General features: G+C 40.5%; 22 protein-coding genes. 10 read left to right on the top strand and 12 right to left on the bottom strand.

All coding sequences use genetic code 11. The features are described from left to right. Position 1: 1 nt before the first annotated feature. The 3 genes from DU508_RS20480 to DU508_RS23930 all read right to left on the bottom strand — a co-directional run bounded on the left by DU508_RS20480 (position 2) and on the right by DU508_RS23930 (position 4267). The gene (locus DU508_RS20480; RefSeq protein ID WP_158542222.1) at positions 2-3175 is read right to left on the bottom strand and encodes a SusC/RagA family TonB-linked outer membrane protein; all 3174 of its coding nucleotides are present in this window, start codon (positions 3173-3175) and stop codon (positions 2-4) included. Positions 3176-3233: 58 nt separating this feature from the next. After that, the gene (locus DU508_RS20485; protein ID WP_056095111.1) at positions 3234-3980 is read right to left on the bottom strand and encodes a TlpA family protein disulfide reductase; all 747 of its coding nucleotides are present in this window, start codon (positions 3978-3980) and stop codon (positions 3234-3236) included. 137 nt (positions 3981-4117) lie between these two features. Further along, positions 4118-4267, bottom strand: coding sequence for a hypothetical protein (locus DU508_RS23930; protein ID WP_158542223.1), 150 nt, complete (start codon positions 4265-4267; stop codon positions 4118-4120). 356 nt (positions 4268-4623) lie between these two features. Here DU508_RS23930 and DU508_RS20490 point away from each other — a divergent pair, with 356 nt between their 5' ends. The 3 genes from DU508_RS20490 (at position 4624) to DU508_RS20500 (ending at position 7135) form a co-directional block, all read left to right on the top strand. Beyond that, positions 4624-4998 carry a helix-turn-helix domain-containing protein gene (locus DU508_RS20490; RefSeq protein ID WP_115404615.1) on the top strand — a complete coding sequence of 125 codons (375 nt, stop codon included), beginning with the start codon at positions 4624-4626 and terminating at the stop codon, positions 4996-4998. Between the two features lie 57 nt (positions 4999-5055). Next, a complete protein-coding gene (locus tag DU508_RS20495; RefSeq protein WP_056095117.1) occupies positions 5056-5793 on the top strand; it encodes a LytR/AlgR family response regulator transcription factor in 738 nt (245 codons plus the stop codon). Positions 5794-6046: 253 nt separating this feature from the next. After that, positions 6047-7135: a sensor histidine kinase gene (locus DU508_RS20500; protein ID WP_056095120.1), complete on the top strand. Its 1089-nt coding sequence runs from the start codon at positions 6047-6049 to the stop codon at positions 7133-7135. 17 nt (positions 7136-7152) lie between these two features. Here DU508_RS20500 and xth read toward each other — a convergent pair whose 3' ends face one another. The 8 genes from xth to DU508_RS20540 form a co-directional block, all read right to left on the bottom strand. Next, positions 7153-7929: an exodeoxyribonuclease III gene (gene xth, locus DU508_RS20505; protein ID WP_056095123.1), complete on the bottom strand. Its 777-nt coding sequence runs from the start codon at positions 7927-7929 to the stop codon at positions 7153-7155. Continuing rightward, positions 7926-8699 carry a DNA-formamidopyrimidine glycosylase family protein gene (locus DU508_RS20510; protein ID WP_056095127.1) on the bottom strand — a complete coding sequence of 258 codons (774 nt, stop codon included), beginning with the start codon at positions 8697-8699 and terminating at the stop codon, positions 7926-7928. Before DU508_RS20510 ends, xth begins: the two co-directional genes overlap by 4 nt. 4 nt (positions 8700-8703) lie before the next feature. Continuing rightward, on the bottom strand, positions 8704-8997 hold the full coding sequence (locus DU508_RS20515) for a DUF3606 domain-containing protein (protein WP_056095131.1): 294 nt from the start codon (positions 8995-8997) through the stop codon (positions 8704-8706). A gap of 13 nt (positions 8998-9010) precedes the next feature. Next, entirely contained in the window at positions 9011-9319 is a 309-nt protein-coding gene (locus tag DU508_RS20520) for a hypothetical protein (protein WP_056095133.1), read from the bottom strand. Beyond that, complete coding sequence (locus tag DU508_RS20525) at positions 9306-9497, bottom strand: DUF3606 domain-containing protein (RefSeq protein ID WP_056095135.1); 192 nt, start codon at positions 9495-9497, stop codon at positions 9306-9308. Before DU508_RS20525 ends, DU508_RS20520 begins: the two co-directional genes overlap by 14 nt. Before the next feature lie 98 nt (positions 9498-9595). Continuing rightward, positions 9596-10417, bottom strand: a complete 822-nt coding sequence (locus DU508_RS20530) for an SOS response-associated peptidase (RefSeq protein WP_056095137.1) — start codon at positions 10415-10417, stop codon at positions 9596-9598. Positions 10418-10419: 2 nt separating this feature from the next. Beyond that, entirely contained in the window at positions 10420-10656 is a 237-nt protein-coding gene (locus DU508_RS20535; protein WP_147273668.1) for a hypothetical protein, read from the bottom strand. Positions 10657-10693: 37 nt separating this feature from the next. Then, positions 10694-11326: a hypothetical protein gene (locus tag DU508_RS20540; RefSeq protein WP_056095141.1), complete on the bottom strand. Its 633-nt coding sequence runs from the start codon at positions 11324-11326 to the stop codon at positions 10694-10696. A gap of 252 nt (positions 11327-11578) precedes the next feature. Here DU508_RS20540 and DU508_RS20545 point away from each other — a divergent pair, with 252 nt between their 5' ends. The 7 genes from DU508_RS20545 to DU508_RS20575 all read left to right on the top strand — a co-directional run bounded on the left by DU508_RS20545 (position 11579) and on the right by DU508_RS20575 (position 22788). Then, positions 11579-12316, top strand: a complete 738-nt coding sequence (locus tag DU508_RS20545; protein ID WP_056095144.1) for an ImuA family protein — start codon at positions 11579-11581, stop codon at positions 12314-12316. Between the two features lie 5 nt (positions 12317-12321). Next, the gene (locus DU508_RS20550; RefSeq protein WP_056095147.1) at positions 12322-13830 is read left to right on the top strand and encodes a Y-family DNA polymerase; all 1509 of its coding nucleotides are present in this window, start codon (positions 12322-12324) and stop codon (positions 13828-13830) included. A 12-nt stretch (positions 13831-13842) separates the two neighbouring features. Continuing rightward, a complete protein-coding gene (locus DU508_RS20555) occupies positions 13843-17073 on the top strand; it encodes an error-prone DNA polymerase (RefSeq protein WP_056095149.1) in 3231 nt (1076 codons plus the stop codon). Between the two features lie 148 nt (positions 17074-17221). Continuing rightward, a complete protein-coding gene (locus DU508_RS20560; RefSeq protein WP_115404617.1) occupies positions 17222-18187 on the top strand; it encodes a PDDEXK family nuclease in 966 nt (321 codons plus the stop codon). After that, positions 18174-18779: a hypothetical protein gene (locus DU508_RS20565; protein ID WP_056095155.1), complete on the top strand. Its 606-nt coding sequence runs from the start codon at positions 18174-18176 to the stop codon at positions 18777-18779. Before DU508_RS20560 ends, DU508_RS20565 begins: the two co-directional genes overlap by 14 nt. Next, positions 18757-20757 (top strand): AAA family ATPase, encoded by a 2001-nt coding sequence (locus DU508_RS20570; RefSeq protein WP_056095160.1) that lies wholly within the window; start codon positions 18757-18759, stop codon positions 20755-20757. Before DU508_RS20565 ends, DU508_RS20570 begins: the two co-directional genes overlap by 23 nt. A gap of 345 nt (positions 20758-21102) precedes the next feature. Then, positions 21103-22788, top strand: a complete 1686-nt coding sequence (locus tag DU508_RS20575; RefSeq protein ID WP_056095163.1) for a hypothetical protein — start codon at positions 21103-21105, stop codon at positions 22786-22788. 125 nt (positions 22789-22913) lie between these two features. Here DU508_RS20575 and DU508_RS20580 read toward each other — a convergent pair whose 3' ends face one another. Next, entirely contained in the window at positions 22914-24851 is a 1938-nt protein-coding gene (locus DU508_RS20580) for a DUF262 domain-containing protein (RefSeq protein ID WP_158542224.1), read from the bottom strand. Positions 24852-25090 lie beyond the last annotated feature (239 nt).

Raw genomic sequence — 25090 nt, forward strand, 5'->3', positions numbered from 1 at the left:
TTTAGAATGCCCCCTTTATACCAAATGATAACTGGCGGGAAGGAGGTAATATGTTTGAATAATCCGGATCATAACCGAAATGATTCGCTTTCCAGAGTAATCCGACATTTTGTAAACCTGCGTATACTTCAAGATTCCGAAATGGAAATTTCCACTGAACTGTATTTAATGTGTAACCAAATCGAATATAATCAAGGCGAATGTGGTCTCCCGACATCACATTAATTTCAGATTTACTGTAAAATGCATCCCGAACACTTGGTGCAGGGTAGATGAACGAGGGAACATTAGTTACGTTTTCATCACCAGGCTTCTGCCAGCGAGACTCATATTCATAATTTCCCTGCCCAGTTTCTATTAGCGTTGAATATGCCAGTGCCGGTTTTCTGACCTTATAACCTAATTTGTAATTGATATTAACCGACAAACTGAAACCCCTAAATGACAAAGTATTGATCAAAGAACCGAAATACGTCGGACTGGCAGAACCCAGAAAGGTGACATTATTCCCCGTATTAAAAGATTCATCTGCGATAGACTCGTAATCAGTACTGAGTTTACCATTCAAATATCCCTGTGGATTCCCCTTGCTGTCCAGCCCTCCCCATTTATAAGCTGCAACCGCATATAGTGGATAGCCTTCGATTGGAGTAATAGCATTCCCTGCGGTAAGTAAATTGTAAAAAGCTGATGAATTGTCTCTGCTTTTATATTTTGTGGTTTTACTGGTGTTATAACTAAAATACAGGTCAGTTCCCCAACTAAAATTGCCAGTTTTAAGATTTTTGCTGTGAAGATCGAGATCAATACCCTCTCCCCTCATATTAGCAACATTCTTTGTGATTACATCACGTGCACCCCAACTGGTATAGTCATAGCCCGTTATACCATACAAATCCGTTCCTGTTTTGACGTAATAAGAAAATGATCCGGTCAGAATTTGCTTGGGAAGTTCAAAATCCAGTTTCATATCAACCTGCGAAAGCTGTTCCCATTTCAAATCGGGGTTATTTATTGCATTTATCCTCGTGATTGGAAATCCCGTCAAAGCATTCGTGCCATAAGTGGCAATTGGGGACGCAGTTTTCGTTAGGTCTACATTACCACTGTAGCCAAATGTAGTGGTTAACCGCAGAACGGGCAGCCATCTTAAATTATAAAAGGATTCATCTGAAATCTTCCATCCAATACCTGACGACCATAAGGGCTTCCATTTATCATTTATATCAGCGCCAAAAATATTTGATCCGTCACGTCGTATGCTTCCTGACAACAGGTAACGTCCTTTGAAGGAATATGCGAAATTGGCATACATGCTTATAAAACGGTATGCAGTCTGAGTTAAAGTATTGACACTTCCGATCTGGCTGCTAAATCCAGTTAAGTATTGGCGGTAAAGCCCTACCTCGTCAACTGGAGTAAAATATAGTGGGTCGGATTGATAGCCTAATCTTCTGCTTCCACGAGAAGAAGTATTCGCACTCCTTGCCTCAGCACCGAAAATTGCATTGATGCTATGCAAGCCAAAAACGTTGTTGTAGTTGAATTGCGCTCTTCCTGTTTGTGAGTTGACTACCGAAGAAGAAGAATTCAGTATCCCTCCTCTTGGAACCGGATAAGTAACTATTCCCGTAGAGGCATTTACCTGACTAAACGAATTGATCAGATTTCTGGCCGCATAACTTTGTTCATCGGATGTTCGTTCAATATCTGAGCTCTGCCGTTGATATTGGTAATTTACCTGCAGGTTTAACCCTTTGACGATTTGATACCTAAATCCGACGTTAGCAAATAAGTCCTGAGAACGGGAATCGGTATAGTCATGTTTATAATCTTCTGTGGGATAAAATTTCCAGTCTAAAAGTCTACCTTTTGCCAGTGTATCAGTATATGCTGACCGAAATTCTGTAGCAAGTCCTCCAGCCTGTGCAAAATCCAGGTATGGCGGATACCTTCCCCCAGCGCTCAGATAACCATTCGCAGGACGGCCGGTCTTTCCAGTAAAATTTGTATAATAAACATTAGTACTTAGATTTAATTTTTCAAGCACCTTAAAATCATTGGCAAAATGCAGGTTTAATTTACCTGAGGTATTGTAAACTTCCCCTCTATTCTGATCGTATGCTGCAGAAAGTAAATAGGTATTCCGCTCACTCCCCCCTTTAAGATTTAAACTATACTGTTGGAGAATCCCACGAGTGTAGAAATTGTCCAGATAGGATTGTTGTGTATTATTTCCCGCTAATAAATTTATTCTAGCATCAGCCGTTGACTGAGAGATCTGCCCGTTTCTTCTTGCTAGAAGAACTTCTACAACAGGGGTTAATGCCAACCATGGTGTGGTAGATATCCGATCATTAAAGTAGCCCGATTCGAAAAGTTGTTTTTCAAAAGCGATATAATCGCTACTATTCATCTGCCTGATAGAATTAAATCTTGGTAAATCCTGTACCAATACATTTGCACCAAAGGCAATTTGCATAGGTTGGTTTTGTCTGCCTCTCTTGGTTGTAATCACAATTACGCCATTACCAGCCATTGCACCCCAAATCGATGCAGCTGCTGCATCTTTTAATACAGATACATTTTCTACATCATTGGGATTAATGTTAGATATATCTCCCTCATATATAAAACCATCTAACACGATTAGCGGATCTAACGGACCATTGATTGTTCCAAGACCACGTATAGAAATGTTGGTCTTATTTTGCGGATTGTTATTACTCTTTCCTACCTGGAGCATTAATCCGCTACTTTGACCAATTATCCTTTCTAAAATATTCGACCCTGTACGTTCTCCTAGAGCTTTCTCACTAATAGAGGATATTGTTCCATTAACTTCATTGGGTTTCAATGTTTGGTAACCTGTCTGAACGGTGACCTCCTCTAACTGCTGGGAATCATCGGTCATTTTAACTGAAATGAATTTTTCATTTATTGAATAAATCCTGAAAATTGTTTTATATCCAGTTGCAGTAATACGAATTGTATCTCCAGGGTTTACTTTTCCTAAAGTAAAATTTCCAGCCTCATCAACTATTGTCATATTCTTTCTGGAGCGAACGCTGGCCGGGATTACATTTCCATCAAAGTCAGTAACCTTCCCTTTTAACACATTTGCTTCCTGAGCAAAAGCTGTTATTGCAGAGAGGATAATGATTATCAGAGCCATACAAAACAGTAGAAAATTCCACTTCATTTTTCTAGTGTTGAAATGATTTGCCATCATATTAATCTTTTTTAGTTTTAAGGTTAAGACTTAAGCCTGCGATAAGCCGCGAGACGTTTTCTTCTGTAAGTTGATCCGCGCGCGTAATCGCTTTAATACGTCCATCGGCACCAATCCAGATATAGTGCGGCATTGTATTGACTGGAAAAACGTTCTTTATTTCAGCGCTATTGAGAATTATGGGTAATGCGAAATCTTTAATTTTTGCCTTTTGCGCTGCCAAAAATTTTTCTAGAACTTCTACAGTATCACTTGCATAAGTATTCATCAGTAAAAACTGGATATTTTTACCATATTTTTTTTGCATAGCATCCATTTTCGGAAATTCGGCTATGCACGGCGAGCAGTATGTCGCCCAAAAATCGAGGACGAGTGCTTTATTTCTAAAGCTCGAAAATTCAGCGCTTTTTTGGTTAAAATTTAGGATTTGCGAAAGGGTAAGATTAGGTACTTTATCGTTGATTGCGAGTTGGCGGCTCGTTGCCTTTGCCTGTGCGAATAGAGTAGTTGAGAAGAAAAATAAAACCGTAGTTAACCGAATGATTTTCTTTCTAAGTAGTCTTTCTAGATTTATCTCTCTATTAGCCAATTTAGCAACATTCCTTGTTGTCTGGCCATCCAATTGAAAACAGCTTAAGCTTAAATTCCCATAAGAAGGTGGAACACATCTCTTGGGTTTCTTTATAAGGTCGATTCCAAAAAAAAGGCATGGCAGTGCCCTAGCGATAGAGAATATCGTTTTTTTCATTGTTTGTTGGTTTAAGTTAGTTGATCGGAAAATTAAATGAGGAATCTCAAATATTGAAGAGAACTAAGGCAGGCGCATTATTAAAGAACCTATTTTCTATCATTAACCGTAGGGTTGACCTGCCTTAGCCTGGCATCTTATTCAGGAGAACAGATAACCAGGCTAATTAGGATGATAAATGTCCATCCGAGAGTATAAAAAACAGAGATTTGAGGACCTAAAAAGTAGGCCAGAAAATAGCATGTTCTGCTGAAATTTGAAGAAATGATGATTTCAAATGCTTTCATGGCTAATCTGTGTTAACCGAAAGTCAAACGGAAAAGGGCCGCCTTTACGCTTTATTTGAAGTGAAGGTGTAGGACCACCACCGCCTCGCAGCGGCCGAACTCAAATAAAGCAGGCGACCCAAATCCGTATGCTATACAAAGATAGCATAGGAATTGAGTTTTACCTACCTCTCGTGTTCGAACGTCCTACTTTTCACCACAAGTTCTTTCAGTAATTACTCAATCCAAATTAATGGAAGTTATATTCTATCGTTTTTCTATATCGTTAATTTTATTAAAGCTAAGATACAAAATATTAACCAAATCCACAAGTGGAGTTGACTTAAATCATCAAAATCAGTCACTTGCACATGTAAATGGTAGCACCTGAAGACGAGTTAATTTTTGTTGAAATCTCTCAATTAGATTTTATGTTGATTGAAAGAGTTAAGGCCTTGAGAATTGCCAGTAAAATGACTCAACTTCAGTTAACTCAGAAGATGAAATTAGCTGATGGGTTTATTTCAAAAGTAGAAACTTTTACAGAACGTGCCAAATATAGCATTAGACATATAAACTTGTTAGCAAGCGCTCTCAATTGCACTATACAAGATATCCTCCCCTTGGAGCAGCCAAAATATGACATGGTCATAGTAACTTTAAGGAGAACAAACAAAATTAACAAAGATGGTTCTTTGTCTCAAAAGAAAACCACTGAGGTGATTAAAATCGAACCAAAAGAAAAAAGTTAATTTGGATATGCAAAGTAATTGAGGGATCATTTTTGAGATTACCCTAAACTTTGACATATGGAACAACTTCGTTGCGTCGTAATCGACGATGAAAAACATTCAATCTCGATTCTCTCAGATTACATTGAGACGAATCCCAACCTAAAATTAGTCAAGACTTTTTTTGATCCTCTTATTGCACTATCAGGAATCAGTATCAGAGACAAAATAGACTTTATTTTTTTGGATATAGACATGCCAGAAATTACCGGCATTGAGCTCGCAAAAAAATTAGTCAATCGAGCTCGATTTATTGTATTTACCACTGCATTTACAAAATATGCCATAGAAGCTTTCGAAGTAAATGCATCTCGGTATCTGGTTAAGCCGATCTCAAAACCGAAATTCATTAAAACCGTTTGGGACATTTTAGATGCAGAAAGAAAAAGAATTGAAGGGATACGGATTGCCCAAAAAAAATATTTCTATGTCAGCATCGGCGAAAGGGGACAGAAATTGAAGATAAGGAAATCCAAAATATTATTTTTCGAAAGCTTGAAAAACTACATGAAAATTGTCACTGAAGATGAAGATTATACAGTCTATTTGACAATGAAGGAAGTTGAAAAGGAGTTTTGGGGCACATTGTTCTACAGAGTCCACCGCAGTTACTTCGTAAATGAAGAAAGGGTTGAAAAAATAGCTGGGAACACATTAAAGCTTGGAGCACACATCATTCCGATGGGCAACAACTACAAGCAAGGTTTTATTGAATTTTCTGAAAATAAAACATTAAGATCCGGCCGGAAGTCTTAAGGATTCAAATGTTGAACCAACATTCAACGATGGCTAATCAACGTTTCATTGGAAATAATGATGATACTGGAAGTAGTCGGATCAGTTTCGGACTTTCGAATTGTTTGCTGCGATCTAAAAACAAATACTGTTTTTTTGACCAGTTTTTTAGGGTTCTGTTTCATGTTTTTATTTTGAAACTAGAGCCATTATTTAGCGTAAAAAAAGTTTTTACACCGCGATAAAATGAGGTTACACCAAGAGCAATTATAGCATGACTAAGAAAATTTTCGAATGGGGAAAAGTGCAGCGCTTGCACCTAATTGGATGGGCAATATTCATAACATTAGAGATCGGACTAATCGGACTTTCAATGGGCTTTTTTGGAAAAGCTTTTAATTATGCCCTCCATTATATTCTTAATATTATTCTATTTTATACGAATGCGCATTTTGTGCTTAAGAAGAGTTTTACGAAGCCTAAACCCTGGACAAGGGTAATTATCTTCATGATAATTCAAATCGGCTTATATATTTTTTTCAGGTCTTATCTTAATTACGTACTGGAAGGAACCCATAAAGGATTTAACATCCCAACAATTATTACTAACCATAAAAGTTTTTTTCAATCGCTCTGGAGAGGTTTGTTTTTTATCGTTCTTTCCTGCTTTTACTTTTTATTTTTGCGTTTCAAAGAGGAACGTTTAAAAAGAGAACATTCAGAAAGAATGGAATATTTAAACGATTTGAAAAATAAAGAGATGCAAAATGAATTGCATGTTGCGAAGTATGAATATTTGCGAGCCCAAATCAATCCACATCTGTTATTCAACACATTGAGCTTTTTGTATGATAGCGTTCGAAAATTTAACGAGGACGCCGGAGAAGCAGTTCTTAATCTGGCTGAATTGATGCGGTTTAGTCTTGAGACGAAGGAATCCCCCGAAGAATTTCCCAAGCTGGAGGAGGAACTGCATCAGATTGATAACCTCATATCCCTTAATAAAATAAGGAAAGACAAAGAACAGTATATCAATCTTTCTTTTCCTGAAGAGGTTAAAAATTTTCGCTTTATACCATTGGTCGTAATCACATTGTTAGAAAACATGCTTAAGCATGGAAATTTACAAAAGCCAAACCAACCTGGATTATTAGATATTAAATTGAGTAAAAACGAATTGTCAATAAGTACTTCTAATTTGATCAACACCAGGATCCACCATTCAGGCTTCAATAAAGGAATGGAGAATATTGAAAAGCGATTAGGTTTGGCTTATGGCGATAAATTTTCATTGTCTTACGGAAAAAGGGATAGTAACTATTTTGATGTCAATTTAATTTTAAAAATTTATCCAGCTCTGTAAGTCATTGATATAATGTATTATTTTGTTGGTTGAATTTCGATCCAAACAGGGCAATGGTCACTGGCTCCCTGCCAGCCCCGCACATGTTTGTCGACTCCACCGTCAATCAGCTTGTCTGACAAATCCGGAGACAGCAGGAAATGGTCCAATCTCAAACCGGCATTCCTTCCAAATGCATTCCGAAGATAATCATAAAAGGTATATATAATTTCATCGGGATACAGGGTTCTTATTGCATCTGTCCAGCCCAGAGCCAAAAGCTTCTTGTATGCTTTTTTGGATTCGGGAAAGAAAAGCGCATTATCCCTAAATCTATCGGGATTATAAAGGTCAAGGTCAGTCGGTATAACATTATAGTCACCGATCAAAATTGTTGGGATGCCAAACGAAAGCAGCTTTTTCGAATGGGCGGTAAGCCTTTTGAGCCATTTAAGTTTATATTCAAATTTTGGACCTGGTGCCGGATTTCCGTTTGGAAGATAAATGCAGCCTATGATCAGTCCACCAATAAATGCTTCGATGTATCTGCTATGGTCGTCGGCAGGATCGCCAGGAAGTCCGCGTTTCGTTTCTTTGATTTCCGTCTTAGATAAGATTGCAACACCGTTCCAGCTTTTCTGACCTTGCCAGATGGCGAAATAACCTGCTTCCTTTAATTTCTTCGCCGGAAAATCTTTGTCCTGACATTTTATTTCCTGCAGACATACAACGTCCGGTGACCGCTCTTTCAACCATTTAAGCAAAATTTCGATCCTTCCATTGACCCCGTTAATGTTGTAGGTTGATAGAATCATTCAAAAAGTTCCTGAGATTGCGTAAAGTAAGCTTTGCGCCCACCGATTTTCTCAGACAAAATCTCCTCGCCCTTTGGTGTCTTTTTTAATTCGGCACCATGTACCATCATAAAATCGCGCAGCTCACCTTTGAGTTCGTCACCGTTTGCTTCTGCGATTTTTAAAATCGCCTCAGCTAACACAGATTTTATGCTTTTGTATAATCTCTTTGCCGCTTTATCCGGGATAGCTTTGGCGACTGAAAAGGGAGAAATCCCGGCATGATAAAGTATCTCATCCGAATAGGAATTGCCAATACCGCGAACAAGATGCTGATCCATGAGCAAAGTTTTTATCGATGTTCTCTTTTTAGCCAGCAAATCAAAAAAATATTCCTCCTCCATTTCCAGCGCATCCGGGACGTCGATAGGTTCAGGATTCAATGTGGGCGTTGCTTGCTTTTGAAGATCGATCAATGCAAATGCATCGCCCCCTTCAAAATGAAACCCTAAAATCTGGAAGCGTGGCGGCTCATCCTGATCAATAGAGATCAGTTCTCCCCTGAGCATTAAGTGAAGACCAAGAACCTGGCAACCCGAAAAAATAAGTTGAAGCGTCTTTCCGGAACGCCGGACATCCAAAAGTTCTCTTCCTTCCAAAGCTTTTTTCATTTCCTTGGCCGAGACATTAATTTTTTTGGATTCCGTAATTTCCAGCGTTTCCAAAATCTGCCCTTTGAACTTTCGGGTTAGTATCTGAGCAAATACGGTTAAATCTGGTAATTCTGCCATAGATTTAAGCGGATATGTATTTTTTTATTTCGAGGATAGAATTTCCCCGCAACAGTGCTGCGGATTTTAGCTCACCCGTACTAATCTGAAACTGTTCAGCCCAATAGCGGAGTTCCCTAGGATCATCTACATTTAGCTCGCCGTCATTTGTCCCAAACTCCTGTGGTTCCAGGGAATCAAGATCGCTTTCAGTTTCATGTCTGTCGAGGCAATCATCAGAAGTGACGAATTGTTGGGAATTGATGTCCTTTTCCACTTCATTTCCAAACTTTGGCTGACTGTTTTGCTGATTATCCATAACTATATTTAGATTACTGTTTTTTTCTAACCGGGTAAAATTGATCATAAAAGGACTGAACATGATCAGGCGTTGTACTGCTCAGAATTTTTTGAACATAATCCACTACAGGATCCCCGGTGGTACTGTTGCGGAGATGAGCCTTGAGTTTTTCATCCCAGTTGTTTACAGCTTCAGCAACAGAATTCCCTCTTCCAAGTATCGATTCATGGATATCCTGAGGGAGCACACAGAGAAAACCCGGAGATTCACTAAAAATCACTGCTCCAAGTTTTCCGGCAAGCCCATCAAGTGAGACATCTACCGACTTACGCCTTGGCATTTGACTTAATATATTCGGCAATTTTCGCCCTGGAAGAACTTCCCGACGCTTTAGCCAGTTCCTTGTATTGAGCAGAAGTTACCCCAGCCTGTTTTGCTGCATAAGCAACTTCGCTTGCATCGTTCAGATCAACTTTTGAATCTTCTCTGCCATCCTGTTTCTGTTTGTTATCGCTCATAATATTAGTTTTTATGATATAACTGATCTCAACTGAAAATGGTTTTAAAATCTAAACAATCACCCCTAAAAAGTGCTTTATGGAAGCATCCAGCCGTGTTAAATCGAGTACTCGATAGCGGGCAGGTCTTCATAAATAAAGGGCGTTGATGGTTCAAGTGTCGACAAGAACTCTTTCGCAATCGTGCAGGCATCCATTTGTTTGGCAGGAAACTGACTGGATGCAATCTCGGTGATTCGCTCATCGCTTAAATCCCCGAACATCCATTCATAGGCCAGCTCATCATTTAAAATTGTAGGCATACGTTTTTTGGAATTATGGACCTGTTCCATAAGCGGATTGGCCGGCGCGGTAGTGACAGCGACTGTCTCAACAATTTCCCCGGTTTCCTGATCGGTCCACTCCTGATAAATTGCCGCCATGTAGAAGTATTCCTCGTCCTTAACAGAAATGTAGTAAGGATACTTAACGGCAGTTTTCAAAGGCTCTCCTGTTTTTTTGTTCTTCGGAAATACATGGCGCCACTCGTAAAATCCCGTTGACAGCACCAGGCATCTTCGCTCGCGGGCTGCCTTTGCATAAATCGAGGGACCGCCCTTTTCATTTGAAAAAAGATTTTCGGCCTTTGCATTGAGTGTTGTATATCCGATATGCCATTTACCGGCAGCATCTTTATATCCGTTGCGAAAATTCTTTGCAGCCTCGCGGTTTTTAAGGTAGGGAGGCAAGAAACCCCATTCCATCTGCACGATATCAAAGTTTGTCTGCTCTGCATCTCTTTTTAATACCGCAACGGGTGAATAGGCAAAACCGTTATGAACAGCCCTGTCGAGAAACTGATAATTTTTTACCGCCTTTTCAAGTTGAAGGAGTGAAATAAACTCTGCTCTTGAAACGCGTTGACCATTGTAGTAACACATAATTATTTATTTTTCAAATGTTCAGCAATCTTTTTACCAAAAAATTCTGCCTCTATCTGTCTTCCCTGCGGAACAGATGTCCAGAATGGCCTGTAACCATTCGCTTCGGTTACGTTTAGTGGTGGTCTTCCATCCGAGAACTCGATCCTATATATTTCACTGCCTCCGATCAGATGTGAGGTAACGATCATCTTAATATCGGGCAGGACAATCTCAAAAGCCTCTTCTATTTTCATCATCTTAAAAATACAAAATCTTGAACCAAATAGGAAATAGTTAGTTGATGCCTATAATTACAAAATACGGATCATCTGCTTTCTTGACAATCAAGTCCAGGTGCTCCTCGAAATCAACCAGGTTTAAGACCTCATCTTTTAAGAACGTAGTGAAGACTTCCATATCTGTTTCCTTTGAAATAACCACCTCAAGGGTTTCACTGCTCTTCCACTGGGTAGACTCAATTTCGGGATAGGCTCCCTTTAATAGTGAGGGATATCCTTGTCTGGAAAAAGCCTCTGAGAGCTTGGATGCGATATCCCAGATATGAGGCGCTAGTTCTTCATCAAGTGTGTCCCATTGAAGACCAAGGTTTTCATCACGCCACATGCTTCCGATGTATTTGCCATCAAGCGTCACCCCGTAGCATTCGCCTGAAGTTTCTACGACAGCCTCTTTTATCCCGCTGTCGGTGGGGATTTCAAAAATATATCTTTCCATATTCAGTCCGGGCTCCAATGGTTTTAACGGCTTAGCCAATTTAAAATGTTTTTTTGAGAAAATTAGATAAGCCGTAGTTAAGGAAAATCCGAAAATACCGCCAATGATCAGTTCACTGCGGTGTGCTTTTGCCCAGCTAATGACACTTTTTTCTACCTCGCTAAATAGGCTGGTTACTTCTTTTCTTTCCATTTTGTAACAACAGTTATTTGAGCAGATAGGTTTTGAAAATCAGGAAGATGGGATAAAATCGATTAAGAATTATTATCCATAAATAAGATTTTAAGATCTATTTTATCAAGGATAGTCATCACAGTAAGGAATGCAAACTTTCCACCAAAACGGGAATGTTTTCCACAATTCATTTTTTACTAACATTTTTAGCTTTATGTTTGTTGTATAATTTTATAATACTAAATATAATAGTATTTAATTCAGTAAGTCATGAATGCCAAAAAAGAATTACTTCAGAAATTGCAACAGGATATCCTGTTATGGCAGGGGTTTAAACCCCATTGCACAGGCAATGCCGAACGCATCGGACTGGGAGAGATTGAAAATTCATTTCCTGGTGGTGTTTTTCCCAAAAAGGCAATTCATGAATTTATCACAATTCAGCCGGAGCATTCGGCGGCCAGTGACGGCTTTATCGCCGGGCTACTTTCCGTCCTTATGGAAAATGGTGCGGCCTGTGTGTGGGTAAGCACGACCCGGAATCTCTTCCCCGCTTCTTTGAGCTTATTTAACGTAGAGCCTGAGCGCATTATTTTTATGGATGTTCAGAGCGAAAAGGATGTGCTATGGATTACAGAGGAGGCCATCAAATGTGAGGGGCTTGCGGCGGTTGTGGCAGAACTTAACAATGTGAGTCTTATAGAATCCCGCAGGCTGCAGCTGGCGGTTGAGACCAGTGGTGTTACGGGATTTATCCTGCGCAAGGACGGAAATAAAAAGGCGAGCACCGTGGCAACAGCAAGATGGAAAGTCAGCCCACTTCCTTCAGTTACGCAGGACGGCTTGCCCGGGATCGGATTCCCGCGCTGGCAGGTTGAGCTGCTAAAAGTCCGTAATGGAAATCCGGGAAGCTTTATACTGGAATGGGCAGGCGAAAAATTTGAAGAAATTAAGAAAACAGGTAATCAACCGATTTGGTCTGATCTGGAGGGCAGACAAATTGGATAGCTATTATGCAAAGGCGTTTTGTTTCGATATGGTTCCGCCAATTACTGGCTGACTGGCAGCTTATCCGCCGCCCTGAACTAGCCGAGGTGCCTTTTGTTTTCGCTGCGCCCGACCATGGGCGGATGATGATAACCGCAGTAAATCCATTGGCATTTAGCTTTGGAGTTGAGGTCGGCATGCGTGCAGCGGATGCGAAGGCCATATGTCCCGGGCTCGAGGTTCTGGACGACAAGCCAGGCCGCCCGAAAAACCTGCTAAGGGGACTAGGCGAATGGTGTGTGCGCTATTCGCCCTCTGTATCCATTGACGAATTCGGAATGGACGGACTGTTACTTGACGTTTCAGGCTGTCCGCATCTTTGGGGTGGAGAGCGAGAATACCTGAAAGAAATTGTAAACAGGCTTAAAAGTAAGGGATATACCGTACGCTTAGCGATTGCCGATACACCCGGCGCTGCATGGGCGGTGTCCCGGTTTGGTAAAGTTACGCCATTGATTCCTTCCGGCGAACATGTAGATGCTCTGCTCAGTCTGTCTCCTGAGGCGTTAAGACTGGAAGATACAGTTCTTGCGAAACTTCGTAAACTGGGATTCTATCAGATAAAAAGCTTTATAGGGATGCCCAGATCGGTGCTCCGAAGGCGATTCGGGGAAGATTTTTTATTGCGGCTGGCTCAGGCTATTGGAACTGAAGCAGAAGCGCTTATTCCATTAAAGGTTCCCGTAGCATTTAGCGAAAGGCTAGCCTGCATGGAACCGATCAAAACCAAAACTGCAATTGAGATCGCGATTCAAAAGATGCTTGAAAATCTGTGTAACAGGATGCAATCTGAAGGTAAGGGATTGCGAACAGGAATGTTGACAGGATACCGTATCGATGGAAAAATTGTGCAGGTTTCCATTGGAACCAGTGGCGCTTCGCATAGTGTGAGTCATTTATTCAAACTTTTTCAGTTAAAGATCGATCAGATCCGACCAGCCCTGGGAATTGAACTATTTGTTCTTGATGCGCCAAAGGTGGAGGATGTCGATGTGCCCCAGGAAGAAATGTGGTCATCCAAGCCCGGCCTGAATGATAATAGTGTGATCAGGTTTCTGGACCGTGTTGCCGGAAAGGTTGGTGCGCAAGCAATCCATCGTTTTTTGCCTGCAACCAGATACTGGCCGGAACGTGCAATATCAAAGGCAGCTTCGGTAACAGAAAAGGCCTCAAATCCATGGCGAACGGATAAGCCCCGGCCGACCGAAATGCTTAAGGTTCCCGCCCCTATTGAGGTAATGGCGCTTATTCCGGATCATCCGCCAAAGTTTTTTATTTATAAAGGCGTCCGCCACCTGGTTTCAAAGGCAGACGGTCCCGAGCGGATTGAGCGCGAATGGTGGATGGATAAGGGAGAGCATAGGGATTATTATCAGGTGGAAGATGAAGAAGGATGCCGCTACTGGCTTTTCCGTTCCGGACACTATGGTGGGGAACAACAACACAAGTGGTTTATTCATGGATTTTTTGCTTAAAGGAGATGGGTTATGGCTTACAGTGAATTACAGATTACCTCAAACTTCAGCTTTTTGCGTGGCGCTTCGCATGCGCACGAACTGGTTGAACAGGCCGAAATCTTCGGTTATAAAAAAATAGCCATAACCGACAGGAATACCCTTGCCGGAATTGTACGTGCGCATGCTGCCTGCCGTGAGAAAAACATAAAACTAATTCCCGCCTGCAGGCTGGATCTGCTGGATGGAGGGAGCCTGCTCGCCTATCCGACGGATAGGGAAGCTTATGGCAGGTTGTCCGCACTATTGACATTGGGCAATATGAGAGCAGAAAAGGGCAGCTGCCATATTTCCCGTGCCGATGTTTACGCCCATAGCAAAGGGATTCTTTTTGCCCTTGTAATGCCTGGCGCTTTGAACCGTCGCTTTGAATATGAGGCTAGCTTTATCGCCTCAGTTGCAGAATATCGCGACGCTCTAGGTGGTCAGCTTTACCTTGCTGCAACAAGATCTTATTTGGGAAACGACGATAAGCTGATATTTAGAACTTCACAGCTTTCCAAATTTTACGAAATACCGGTCGTTGCAACAGGCGACATCCATTATCACAATCCTTCACGAAGAGAACTTCAGGATGTACTGACCTGTGTAAGAGAGAAATGCACCATTCAGGAAGCAGGGTTTCGTTTGCATCAAAATGCTGAGCGGTACATGAAAGAGGTGGCTGAGATGGACAGACTTTTCAGAAAATATCCAAGCGCAATTCAAAACACGATGGTCATTTCCGAAGCCTGCAATTTTTCTCTTGATGAGCTCAAATATGTCTACCCCGAAGAAATCAATCCAAGCGGACGCAGTCCGATGGAGGAGCTCGAATTTTTAACCTGGAAAGGTGCTCATGAATTTTATGGCGAGAAGATCCCGGAAAAGGTTGTTAACATGATCCATCATGAGATGGCTTTTGTGAGGCAGATGGATTATGCCAATTACTTCCTTTTTGTTGAGGATATTGTTCGTGAGGCCAGATCCCGCGGGATTCTCTGCCAGGGTCGGGGCTCGGCAGCTAATTCTGCAATTTGCTTCGTGCTGGGTATTACCTCTGTTAATCCGATGAAGTTTGATTTGCTATTTGAGCGCTTCATCTCACCCGCCAGAAACGAGCCTCCCGATATTGATGTCGACTTCGAGCATGAGCGCAGGGAAGAAATCATCCAGTATATCTATACCAAGTATGGACGTGACCGTGCGGCAATCGTTGCAACCGTCACACAGCAACACCAGAAAGGAGCCATCCGGGATGTAGGCAAGGCAATGGGGCTATCTGTTGATACAATCAATCGCCTGTCAACTTCAATATGGGAGTTTACAGATGAATGGTTCGAGGGCAAGCGCGTTACCGAGCAAGGTCTAAATCCAAATGATCCGCACCTTAAGAAAACACTTGAGCTTACTTCCCAAATGATGGGCTTTCCGCGGCAGCTCGGTCAGCATACAGGAGGATTTGTAGTTACGCAAGGGAAGCTTACAGACCTCTGCCCTATCCTAAATGCCCGGATGGAAGACCGCACCAATATCGAATGGAATAAAGATGATATCGATGCGCTGGGTTTTTTAAAGGTGGATGTGCTGGCGCTTGGGATGCTTACCTGCATCAGAAAGGCTTTTGATCTCTGCCGGGATCATTACGGCGTGCAATATACACTGGCCAACATTCCCCAAGATGATCCAGAGGTTTATGATATGATCTGCCTCGCCGATACCCTGGGCGTATTCCAGATCGAAAGCCGGGCGCAGATGTCCATGCTCCCTAGGCTTAAGCCAAGAGAATTTTATGATCTGGTGATAGAGGTCGCGATCGTTCGCCCGGGACCCATTCAGGGAGATATGGTTCATCCATATTTGCGCAGGCGCAGCGGCGAAGAACCTGTTGTCTACCCCTCGCCGGAACTGAAAAAAATTCTTGGACGCACGTTAGGCGTTCCGCTGTTTCAGGAACAGGCGATGAAAATTGCTATAGTAGCGGCAGGCTTTACCCCTGCTGAAGCTGATGGCCTTCGTCGCAGCATGGCAACATTCAAGTTTAAAGGAATGGTGAACCAGTATGAGCAAAAACTCATCGACGGAATGATGAACAAGGGATATACAGAGGAATTTGCAAAAAGGATATTCAGGCAGCTGGAAGGGTTTGGGAGCTATGGATTTCCCGAAAGCCATGCTGCCAGTTTTGCCCTCCTCGTTTATGTATCCTGTTGGCTTAAACACTACTATCCTGACGTTTTCGCTGCCGCATTGCTAAATAGTATGCCGATGGGCTTTTACCAGCCGGCACAAATTGTTATTGATGCGCGGAAGCATTCGGTTCAAGTTCGCGAAGTTGACGTCAACCATTCCTTTTGGGACAATAAACTTGAGGAAAAATCAGGTAAGTATTTTACGCTTCGGTTAGGGTTCAGGCAGATCAATGGCATTAGAGGAGATGACATGGACATTTTGGTCAATGGTCGCGGAAGTGGTTATCAAAGTATTACCGCAATCAGGGATTCGGGAATATCGATTGCCACCTTGGAGCGATTGGCCGATGCAGATGCATTTCATTCGATGGGAATAGATAGGCGAAAAGCACTTTGGGAAGTTTCTGCCCTAAAAGATATGCCGGAGGAACTATTCAAGGGGCAACCGTCTGAAAGCATATTGGAAACACAGGTTGAACTTCCGTTAATGGGCAAGGGAGAGCATGTCGTTCAAGATTATGCCACTACAGGACTTTCTCTAAAAGCACATCCGGTGAGTTTTGTGCGGACTCAGCTCGAAATGCTCAACATCAGAACATGCCATCGCATTAATAATGGTTCGACAGATGGTCAGCTGGTGAAAGTAGCAGGACTGGTATTGGTACGCCAGCGTCCCGGAACGGCAGGCGGGGTATGTTTTATTACTATTGAAGATGAAACAGGCTATTCCAATCTGGTTGTTTTTGAAAAGCTTTTTGAAACCTATAGAAAAGAAATTCTGCATTCGAGGCTTCTCATGGTGGAAGGCAGGTTGCAGCGCGAGGGACAGGTGGTGCACGTGATCGTGAGTAAATGTTTTGATTTTACAAAGATGCTCGGCAAGTTGGTGCAACGGGAGGTTGATGAGCTTCCAGTGTTGACCTTAGCCGGTGGAGATGAAAAAAAATCGTCCTATCCTTCACAGAATAAACGTGCTCAGGTTCGCGAGGATGCCACGAAAAAAGTGTTCCATGAGGGCAGGAATTTTAAATAATTGTTTATTGTCAAAAGAAAACAGTAGGTAAAAGCAGGGTTAAAATGCAATCTGTAAGTTTTAATGAGATAATTTGTTAATATTGAGAATTCTAAGGAAAGGAACTTTTGCTTGGACACGCAACTTAATTAACGACTAACTCAAAAAAATGCCAATTACTGGTGAAGATTTCGAAAAACTTGTGGCGCCTTTCTTCAAAAAGTTGTTTCAAGATATGGGCTTTTTAGTCATTCAGGTAAGAAAACAGACAGCCGGCACTCAAAATGGTTTTGATATCAGTGTTTTGTTTTTAGATGAGAATGAATTGGAGCGAGAATTTTTTATCGAATGTAAATACTATGCTTCCGCCAAGCTGGAATGGTCAGAGATTTTCAGTAAACAGGTACAGCTTGACTCTTCAAACCACGATGCAACAGCATTTATTGCACTTTCTCCGTTGAAAAACCTAAGCAATATTGATCATAACATACAAGCAAAACAAACAAAAGCATTTAAATTCCCTGTTGACTTTTGGACACCCGATAAGGATGTTGAAAAGATGTTTGCATTGGATAAAAAACTATATCAAAAAATATACGACGAGCCCTGTTTACTTGTTTTGGACGAGGAAAAGGAGCTTCAGCGGCTCAAAGTACTTGTCAATTTGTTGATTAGCAAAAAAGATCTGCTTAGACATGCAAATCTAATAAAGATCCCTGATGCCACTTCACCCATTAACGGTGATGAAGAAATGGTGACATCACTTGATATCAAATTAAACGCAATATGCAAGTCAGATGATCAGTATCGGATTATCTATCACAAAGCAAGAGCTGACTATAAAGTATATCTCGAAAGTTTAGTTGATGTACATTCGGAGCTTAGAACCAATATTTTAAATTGGGAGGAAAATATGAGACTAAAGGCATCGCGACTTACGCATAACTTTAAGATGGACGATTCCTACACTCCCCAAAAGTTCTTCAGTGACTTTTTTAATGAAGCGGAAAAGGAAATATTAACCTTTTATGGAGAAAATGAACTAAAGGGAGATAAAGAAAAATTATTATGCGGAATTGTATTTGAGTTAGCAGCACAATGCCCATTAGATTGGAGGAAAAATGGAACTGATTAATCACTTAATACAAAATATTACCGAGAAAGGCTTAACACCAAGCATCAACCTGGATAGACCGCTCTTTGTCCAACCAGAAGACCGTATGGAGTTCCGGGCCGCAAGAATTGCGGTAATTCTTGGTATACTTAACACGAAAAATGGATTAAGTAAAAACGTTATTGCATGTGTTGATTTTCTTCTAAGAAATGAAGCCTTCCAGTCTAAATTCATTTTGGAATACTTCAACGGCAAAAAAAATATTGTTGATAAGATTAAGAAATTCGAGACAACACAACAAGTGGAAATTGACTTCAATATTGTCCAATATAAAAGTGTGCCATGGGACATCAGGTTCAATGATATGTTTATGTATTTATATACCAGAAATCTTTTGGCCTATAAATCTGATAAGGATCAAAAAAATATCAGATTATTTCTAACCGATACTGGTAAAACATATTTTGAAAAAATAAAGGATGCATTTCCTCGTGAACATAATTTTCTTGATCTTTTTGGTACAAGCATAGTTGAAGAAAAACTAATTAAAATAATAACTGAAGTAATACCTAATTCCTATTGGAAACAGAATGCCACGTTTGATAATAAATAAACTAATCTACCATATCCAAACTGATGATGGTAAAAAATATGGTGCTGAAATTCCTTTTCGGGATGGTCTAAATATTATTTTTGGACCTAACTCAGTCGGGAAGACAAGTATTGTAACAGGTATAGTCTATGGGTTGGGAGCCGAAAAAGGTTTAGGTGTTTTTAAATCGATACAAAACCCTTTCAAACCGGAATTCTATAAAGAAATAGATAATAAAAGGGTTGCGAGATCTTATTTGTTATTGGAAATCTCCAATGGTGAGGATGTAGTAACGATTTTTCGATACATAGCTGGCGGAGATAATACAATAGCTGCAATAAAATCTTGTCCTGCTGACCAATTCTATACCAACCCAGAATCGGAAAGGCTAATAGTTGTCGGTGAAGGTGTTTTTTCTGAGAACGGCTTTCAAACATTTCTTTTTAGTTTTTTGGGTCTGCGCCAAGTTGAATTACCAACCTATGATCGTAAACTATCCAAATTATATTTCGAGAATATCTTGCCTTTATTTTTTGTTGAACAAAGGGCGGGATGGTCTCAGATTCAAGCCCGTCAGGTCTTAAGGTATAATATCAAAGACATCAAAAAGGTAGCATTTGAATTTCTTTTTGGAATGGATCGTTTTAAAATTCACATCAGTGAGATACGTTTGAAGGAACTTGATTTAGAGCTTAAAAAAATAATTGAAGAGTTATCTGGAAAAGAGGAAAACCTGTTTGTTATATCTGATGGTGAGAAGTCGGAAGATGTACTTATAGTCAATACCGACTCTATTGGTAAAGCCAGTATAAGCGACTACATTAACTACCTTGACGAGCGTTATAAAGTCGAGGCAAATTTGGTAGAAAGTGCGGCAAATCCAGTTACAGACTTTGAAGATTCCAAAATAAATCTTCGCGAGAAAATAAAGGTTGCGAACTATCAGTTGAGGAAAGCTAACGAGAGGCTAGAAAAAATAAGTCTAGAAATAAATGAATATGAGAAATATTTGGAGCGGATACAGCTGAATAAATATAAAAATAAACAGCTTAAAAAGATTAAGGAGGCTGAAACGGAAATAAATATAACCACATGTCCGGTTTGCGAAGCTAAATTGTTGTCTACTGAGGATGACGAATGCAAATTATGTCATAGTGATTTGAGAAAGAAATTGTCAACCCCTGATCAAAATCTGAAGTTTTTGGAAGATGAGGAAGCTACGTTTAAAAAAGTCATTGAAAAGCGATTGTTGGATAGACGCAAGGTTTTTGAACAAAGGAATAATCTAAAAGATGAAATTTCTGGTTTGGAGAAAGAATTAGATCATCAAATTACGACTTTTGCTGGTAGTGACTTTGCGATTTTAAGGCAAAGAATATTGAATGCCGATTCATTATATAAAGACCTCGAACGTTTCAAACGCGTAAGTGAGCGATGGAATGGACTTACATCATTGCGACAGAAAATCAAAACCGATCAGGCTGCTTTAGATAAACTAAAAGCGGAAGTGGACGCTTATAAGCAAACCGCGGATGACCAGAAAACCATCGATACAATAAAAACATTTCTGCAGGAAAACGTAAAAAGCTTAGGCCTTTTTAAGAAGAATCGTGAACTAATAGCTGCGATTAGACTTGATGCATCGGATAACTATACACCATATCTAGACAATTACGACATTTATAACATCAGTAGTTCAAGTGATAACATTAGAATCATCCTAAGTTATTACTTAGCACTATTACAAACATCTATTGAATTGAAAACTAAAGGGAAGATTATTTTTCCAGACATATTAGTACTTGATGAGCCCAAACAGCAAAACTTAGATAACGATTCCCTGATAGATTGTATAAAAGTTATGGCCGATCTGCCGGTTAATTCTGGTCAGATAATTTTAACGACATATAGTGAATTACCTGAAGATAAACTGAAATTGAGTGAATACATAGTGTACGAGATGCATTCTAAAACAGATTACCTATTAAAACCGATTTAAAAATACCTTGAATTTTTATGGAAGTAAACTTTTAAGTAGCTTAATTTCACCAACGATGACAAATTGATGATTTCGCTTAGTCTGATTAGGTTGTTACGAAAATTTGAGTCAATAAGTTCCGCTCAAATTGACCACCAAAACATATTCATTGATGAGAGATTAAGGCCCCAAATTCTTGGATGTTTAATTCGCTGCGGAATCGCCTGGTTAGTGGCTGATTTCGAATCAATGATACCGAAGTTTCCATCCTCTTCACAAATTATAAGAAGCGTTATCAAATTTCGGAGATTTTTAATATCCACATCGAAAATGGAAATTTGAGACACCAGTAAAAAAACCAACTGTATGCAATTTCTCCATGTAACAGGTTACACCGAGGTGTATCTTGAGCCAATCCCAAAAGACACACTTACTTTTGTATCGGGCTATCCTACGGATACGTTGTTGATAAGGCTCTCGAAGATTAATGCCATGCTATTTCAGCAAATGGACAACCAGATGATCGATCCAGAGATACTCAGAGAAGCAGTCTTTTGCGACGTCCCTGGTTTTGAGCGAGTGACGGAATTCCGCCCCCTATTTACCGATGAAAAAAGATGGTTTGCCGAAGGTCCGATTGGTTTGCTGATTATGGACCTACTCAAGAATTTTAAGATGATCGAGACACTGACTCCTATCGAACCTTTGGAGTTTGCTCGAAACCTTTTCAAGACTATGTTAATCTATAATGATCTTTATTATGGCAGGCCGAAGGGAATTGTTTTTGAATCGCTTGAAGGTTTATTCACCATGGAAACAATGCAGCAGGGGTATCTGAGGGCAAAAGGGGTGATGAAAATTGATACCTTTACCAAGTTTCTCTTCATGAGCAAATTTCTTGATAGCGATGAACTGCTTAAAGAAGAAGCGGACATGTATTGCGAGAAGATGAAGATTGAAAACCCCGGGACTTTTGCTAAGTTTTTCCTTGCCGTACTTGGCTCGGCTATCCATCCTCAAAACTGGGGCAACCACATGTTAGACCTTTCTCATTTTTGGCCGGAAAAATTGATGAGGGAATTTGGGGCAGAACCTATGGAATTAGCTGGTAAGGAAAAGGTTTCACTTAATATGGATGTAGTCACCAAGCCATTTTTATTCCTAAGTCCGAAAAAAATTCTCGTCCTCGACTACAATTTTTTCCAGTATGCACTAGAAAATGGTTTCCTGTACTCTTTGTATCACCATAGCTCTGAGAAACTGAAGAGCAAGTTTAAAACCTACGCAAATTTTAAAGCCTATATCGCGCTGGAATTCTTTGAAAAATACCTTGTCGGTAGTCTGCTCGGTGAAATATTTCATAAAAGGAGTCAACAGCTTATCTCCACTGAGAAGTATCAAGATTTTATCGTCCGTGCTTCGAGCTGTGATGTTTTCGTGTTTGAGGTGAAGATGAACGATCTACATCCCAACACCTTCGAAAATTTGGACTATAAGGAATTTACCAAAGAATTTTTGGACAAGCGTTTCCTTTCAGATAAGATAAATGGCAATAAGGATAAAGGGGTAGGTCAGATTATTAGACAGCTTGGACATCTTTCAGAACCGAATAGCGACCTTCGGAACAAGCTTGGCATCACGCGTTCGGAAAAAATGAACATATATCCTGTAATCATCTGCTCAGAGCACCATATGAATATCGCGGGGGTGAATCACTATCTTAATGAAGGTTTTCAACAAAAGAGCAAGAATCTGAAGGGTAATTTCCAGACCATCAAGCCGCTAACAGTCGTCCATATTGATTTTCTGATCAAGTACTTTGGGCCGCTCAGGCGTAAACCTGCGCTTTTTGCCGAATGGTTGAGCGGTTATCATCGCAGCAGAAAGGGGCTTGAAAAACTCTATGATGAGAAAGGAGGCCCAATAACCTATCTTCTATCCAAAAGGTCACTGTTTGGCTACATGGAAATGAAAAAGAATTTCCCAAGCCCATATAAGGCGACTGTAGACGAGATAGAAAAGTGCTTTGATTTGGAGACACAGGGTGTTTAAAATGCACTGGGCATTCGAGGTCAAACGGTATAAAAACGTTAGCTGCCAATGGTTATGCTCAAATCTATACTTTGCAAATAACGCTTATAGCCGCCATTAACTTAATGAAGCGGTTTGGCATAGGCTTAATCTTGGTTGATGGCATCTTCTCTTCTAACTGGCGGCTCATACTTTTTGCCATCCCTGATTGCGCTGCAGATTGAAGGGTTCGAGAATAGGATGTTTTCGATATCGGAGCTTTGAAGGATAAGGCCCTTGATCTTTGTGGTCATAAATGTTAACATATCCTTTCCCCTTTTACTAATAGTTTCCCTATCCCAGCCTTCACTTATGGCTACATCGATTTCATTATATGATCCGGTTTTGAAACGTTCCCTTTTATCTGACCAGCTCCTGTTACCAAGAGATGAGTTTTTCCCGTTTTTAAGAATAGTAAGATTACCTAGGGTATGCAGCAATACCTTTGTTCCATGATAGGCATGCTCTTCGGTCAGGTTTTCAAAAACCGAACTTACCTGCTGTTGCCAGTTGGCTTCATATTCCTGGGGAATAATATGTTCAATGGTTGTTGAATCAAAATCCGAAAGATCTACCTTGTCATTAGTCTCTTTATAATGATATTTAAGGTGTTCCTCATATTCGAACAGAAAATATTTAAGTGCACCCCAGCGGTGGAAACCCTTCGGTCCGCGCTCGTAGCCATATAACCCATTAAAGTAGTTCACCATATTCGCCGTTAAAACTGGAATGTCCAATTGCTCATTCAAACGGGCCATGACAAGCACTGCTGATAGGTTGCCATTATAGATATCCCTTGCCCAGGTAGCAAAGGAACGCTCATCAATTACCCCAAGCCCCTGAATCCGATTACGGAACATGATGCGCTCGAGCTTGTCCAATGCCTGATCCAGTTTCCCTGGTTCCCATTCAAATGATTTTAGTTGAGTGAGAAAAATCTTCATTTCCTTTCCACCATTTAAAAGTAGTACCTTATTTATCATCGGATGACTAGAGTTATGGATTTCGTACCATTTTGGGGCAAATGCAGAAAGCTTCAAGATATAGTCTTGAATTTTTTCATAACTGACTGGACTTTCCTTGGTATTTTCCTCTCCCGAGTCATATTGTTCGGCACGGTTGGAGAATATTTCAAAGACTTTTTCCTCGGCAAGTTTTTCAGAAAAAACAGCATCCTTAGGTGTCCGGACCAATGATAGATGTGCAGATAGAAAGATGTCCTCATCGAGAATCTGTTCTGGATTTTTAGCCAGCCAGTTGTATATGATGCCCCAGGATCTGTTCACGTCATTCCTTAGCGACTTGCGGTCTTCATCCGCCAATCCCAGTTTTTCGGTCAGGTGCATTAGGCGGTTCTTTAGTTTTTCGAGCGTGGATAAAGGCTTCCCCCTGTTGTTCATCGTTTCGAAAACGGCCTGAACGTCAAGATCCTGCTCAATTTCACGAAAATCAAATTTTAAGGCTGTAGTTACCTTCAAAAAGATAATTTCCCGATCTTGACTGGTAAGCGGTTTGATTCTTTGCTCAAAAAAATCCTTGGCCTGGGATAGATTTTTGCTGTACAAGTTAAATTGACTTTCATCAAACACAGTACCGGAATGCTCGAATATTTTATTCAGAAGATAGGCATAGTTCTTGTCTGATTGGAAATAACAGAAACGGTAAATCCTACTGGCACCACTTCTGTTTGATCTGAATATGTATGCTTTTTCTAGGTCTTCCCTTGTTTCATTACAATATCCTTCCCCTGCATATTTTAAAAGTACTTGAAGCAAAATGCTAATGGTGGTCAACCGTTGCTGTCCATCTACTACGTTATAGAAAGTGAAGCCCGTAAGCCATCTTTCGATTTCCTCTGGTTGAGCAGCCTCTACGTAAATGGTTCCAGTATAATGCGGTCGCAAGCATCCATTAATTTCAGAAATCTCCAGTATATCCTCCCAAAGCTCCCGAAGCTGTTTATGTCCCCAGGCATAACCGCGCTGGTAGTCGGGAATCCTATAAATTTTTTGACCGAATAGATCTGAGAGGTTAATAGCTTTCATCGTGCTTTTAAATTGAAATTTAGAGGCCACAAGGTAACCTTTTCTAGTCTTGCAGTCAATGGCAAACAAGCGTTTTTTGCACAAAAAATGAGACTGATAGCCATTGAATATTTTAGTTTCCATGGCCGTAAATCATTTGGTGTTTTTTTCTCTCGGTGCTTTGGAAGGGTGTAAAACGGCAAAGCTTCGGCTAAAGTACAGATGATATCACACCTATTTTTGCATAGAGGAAAAGTCGA

It is taken from the genome of Pedobacter chinensis (assembly GCF_003339865.1).
GTDB lineage: Bacteria > Bacteroidota > Bacteroidia > Sphingobacteriales > Sphingobacteriaceae > Pedobacter > Pedobacter chinensis.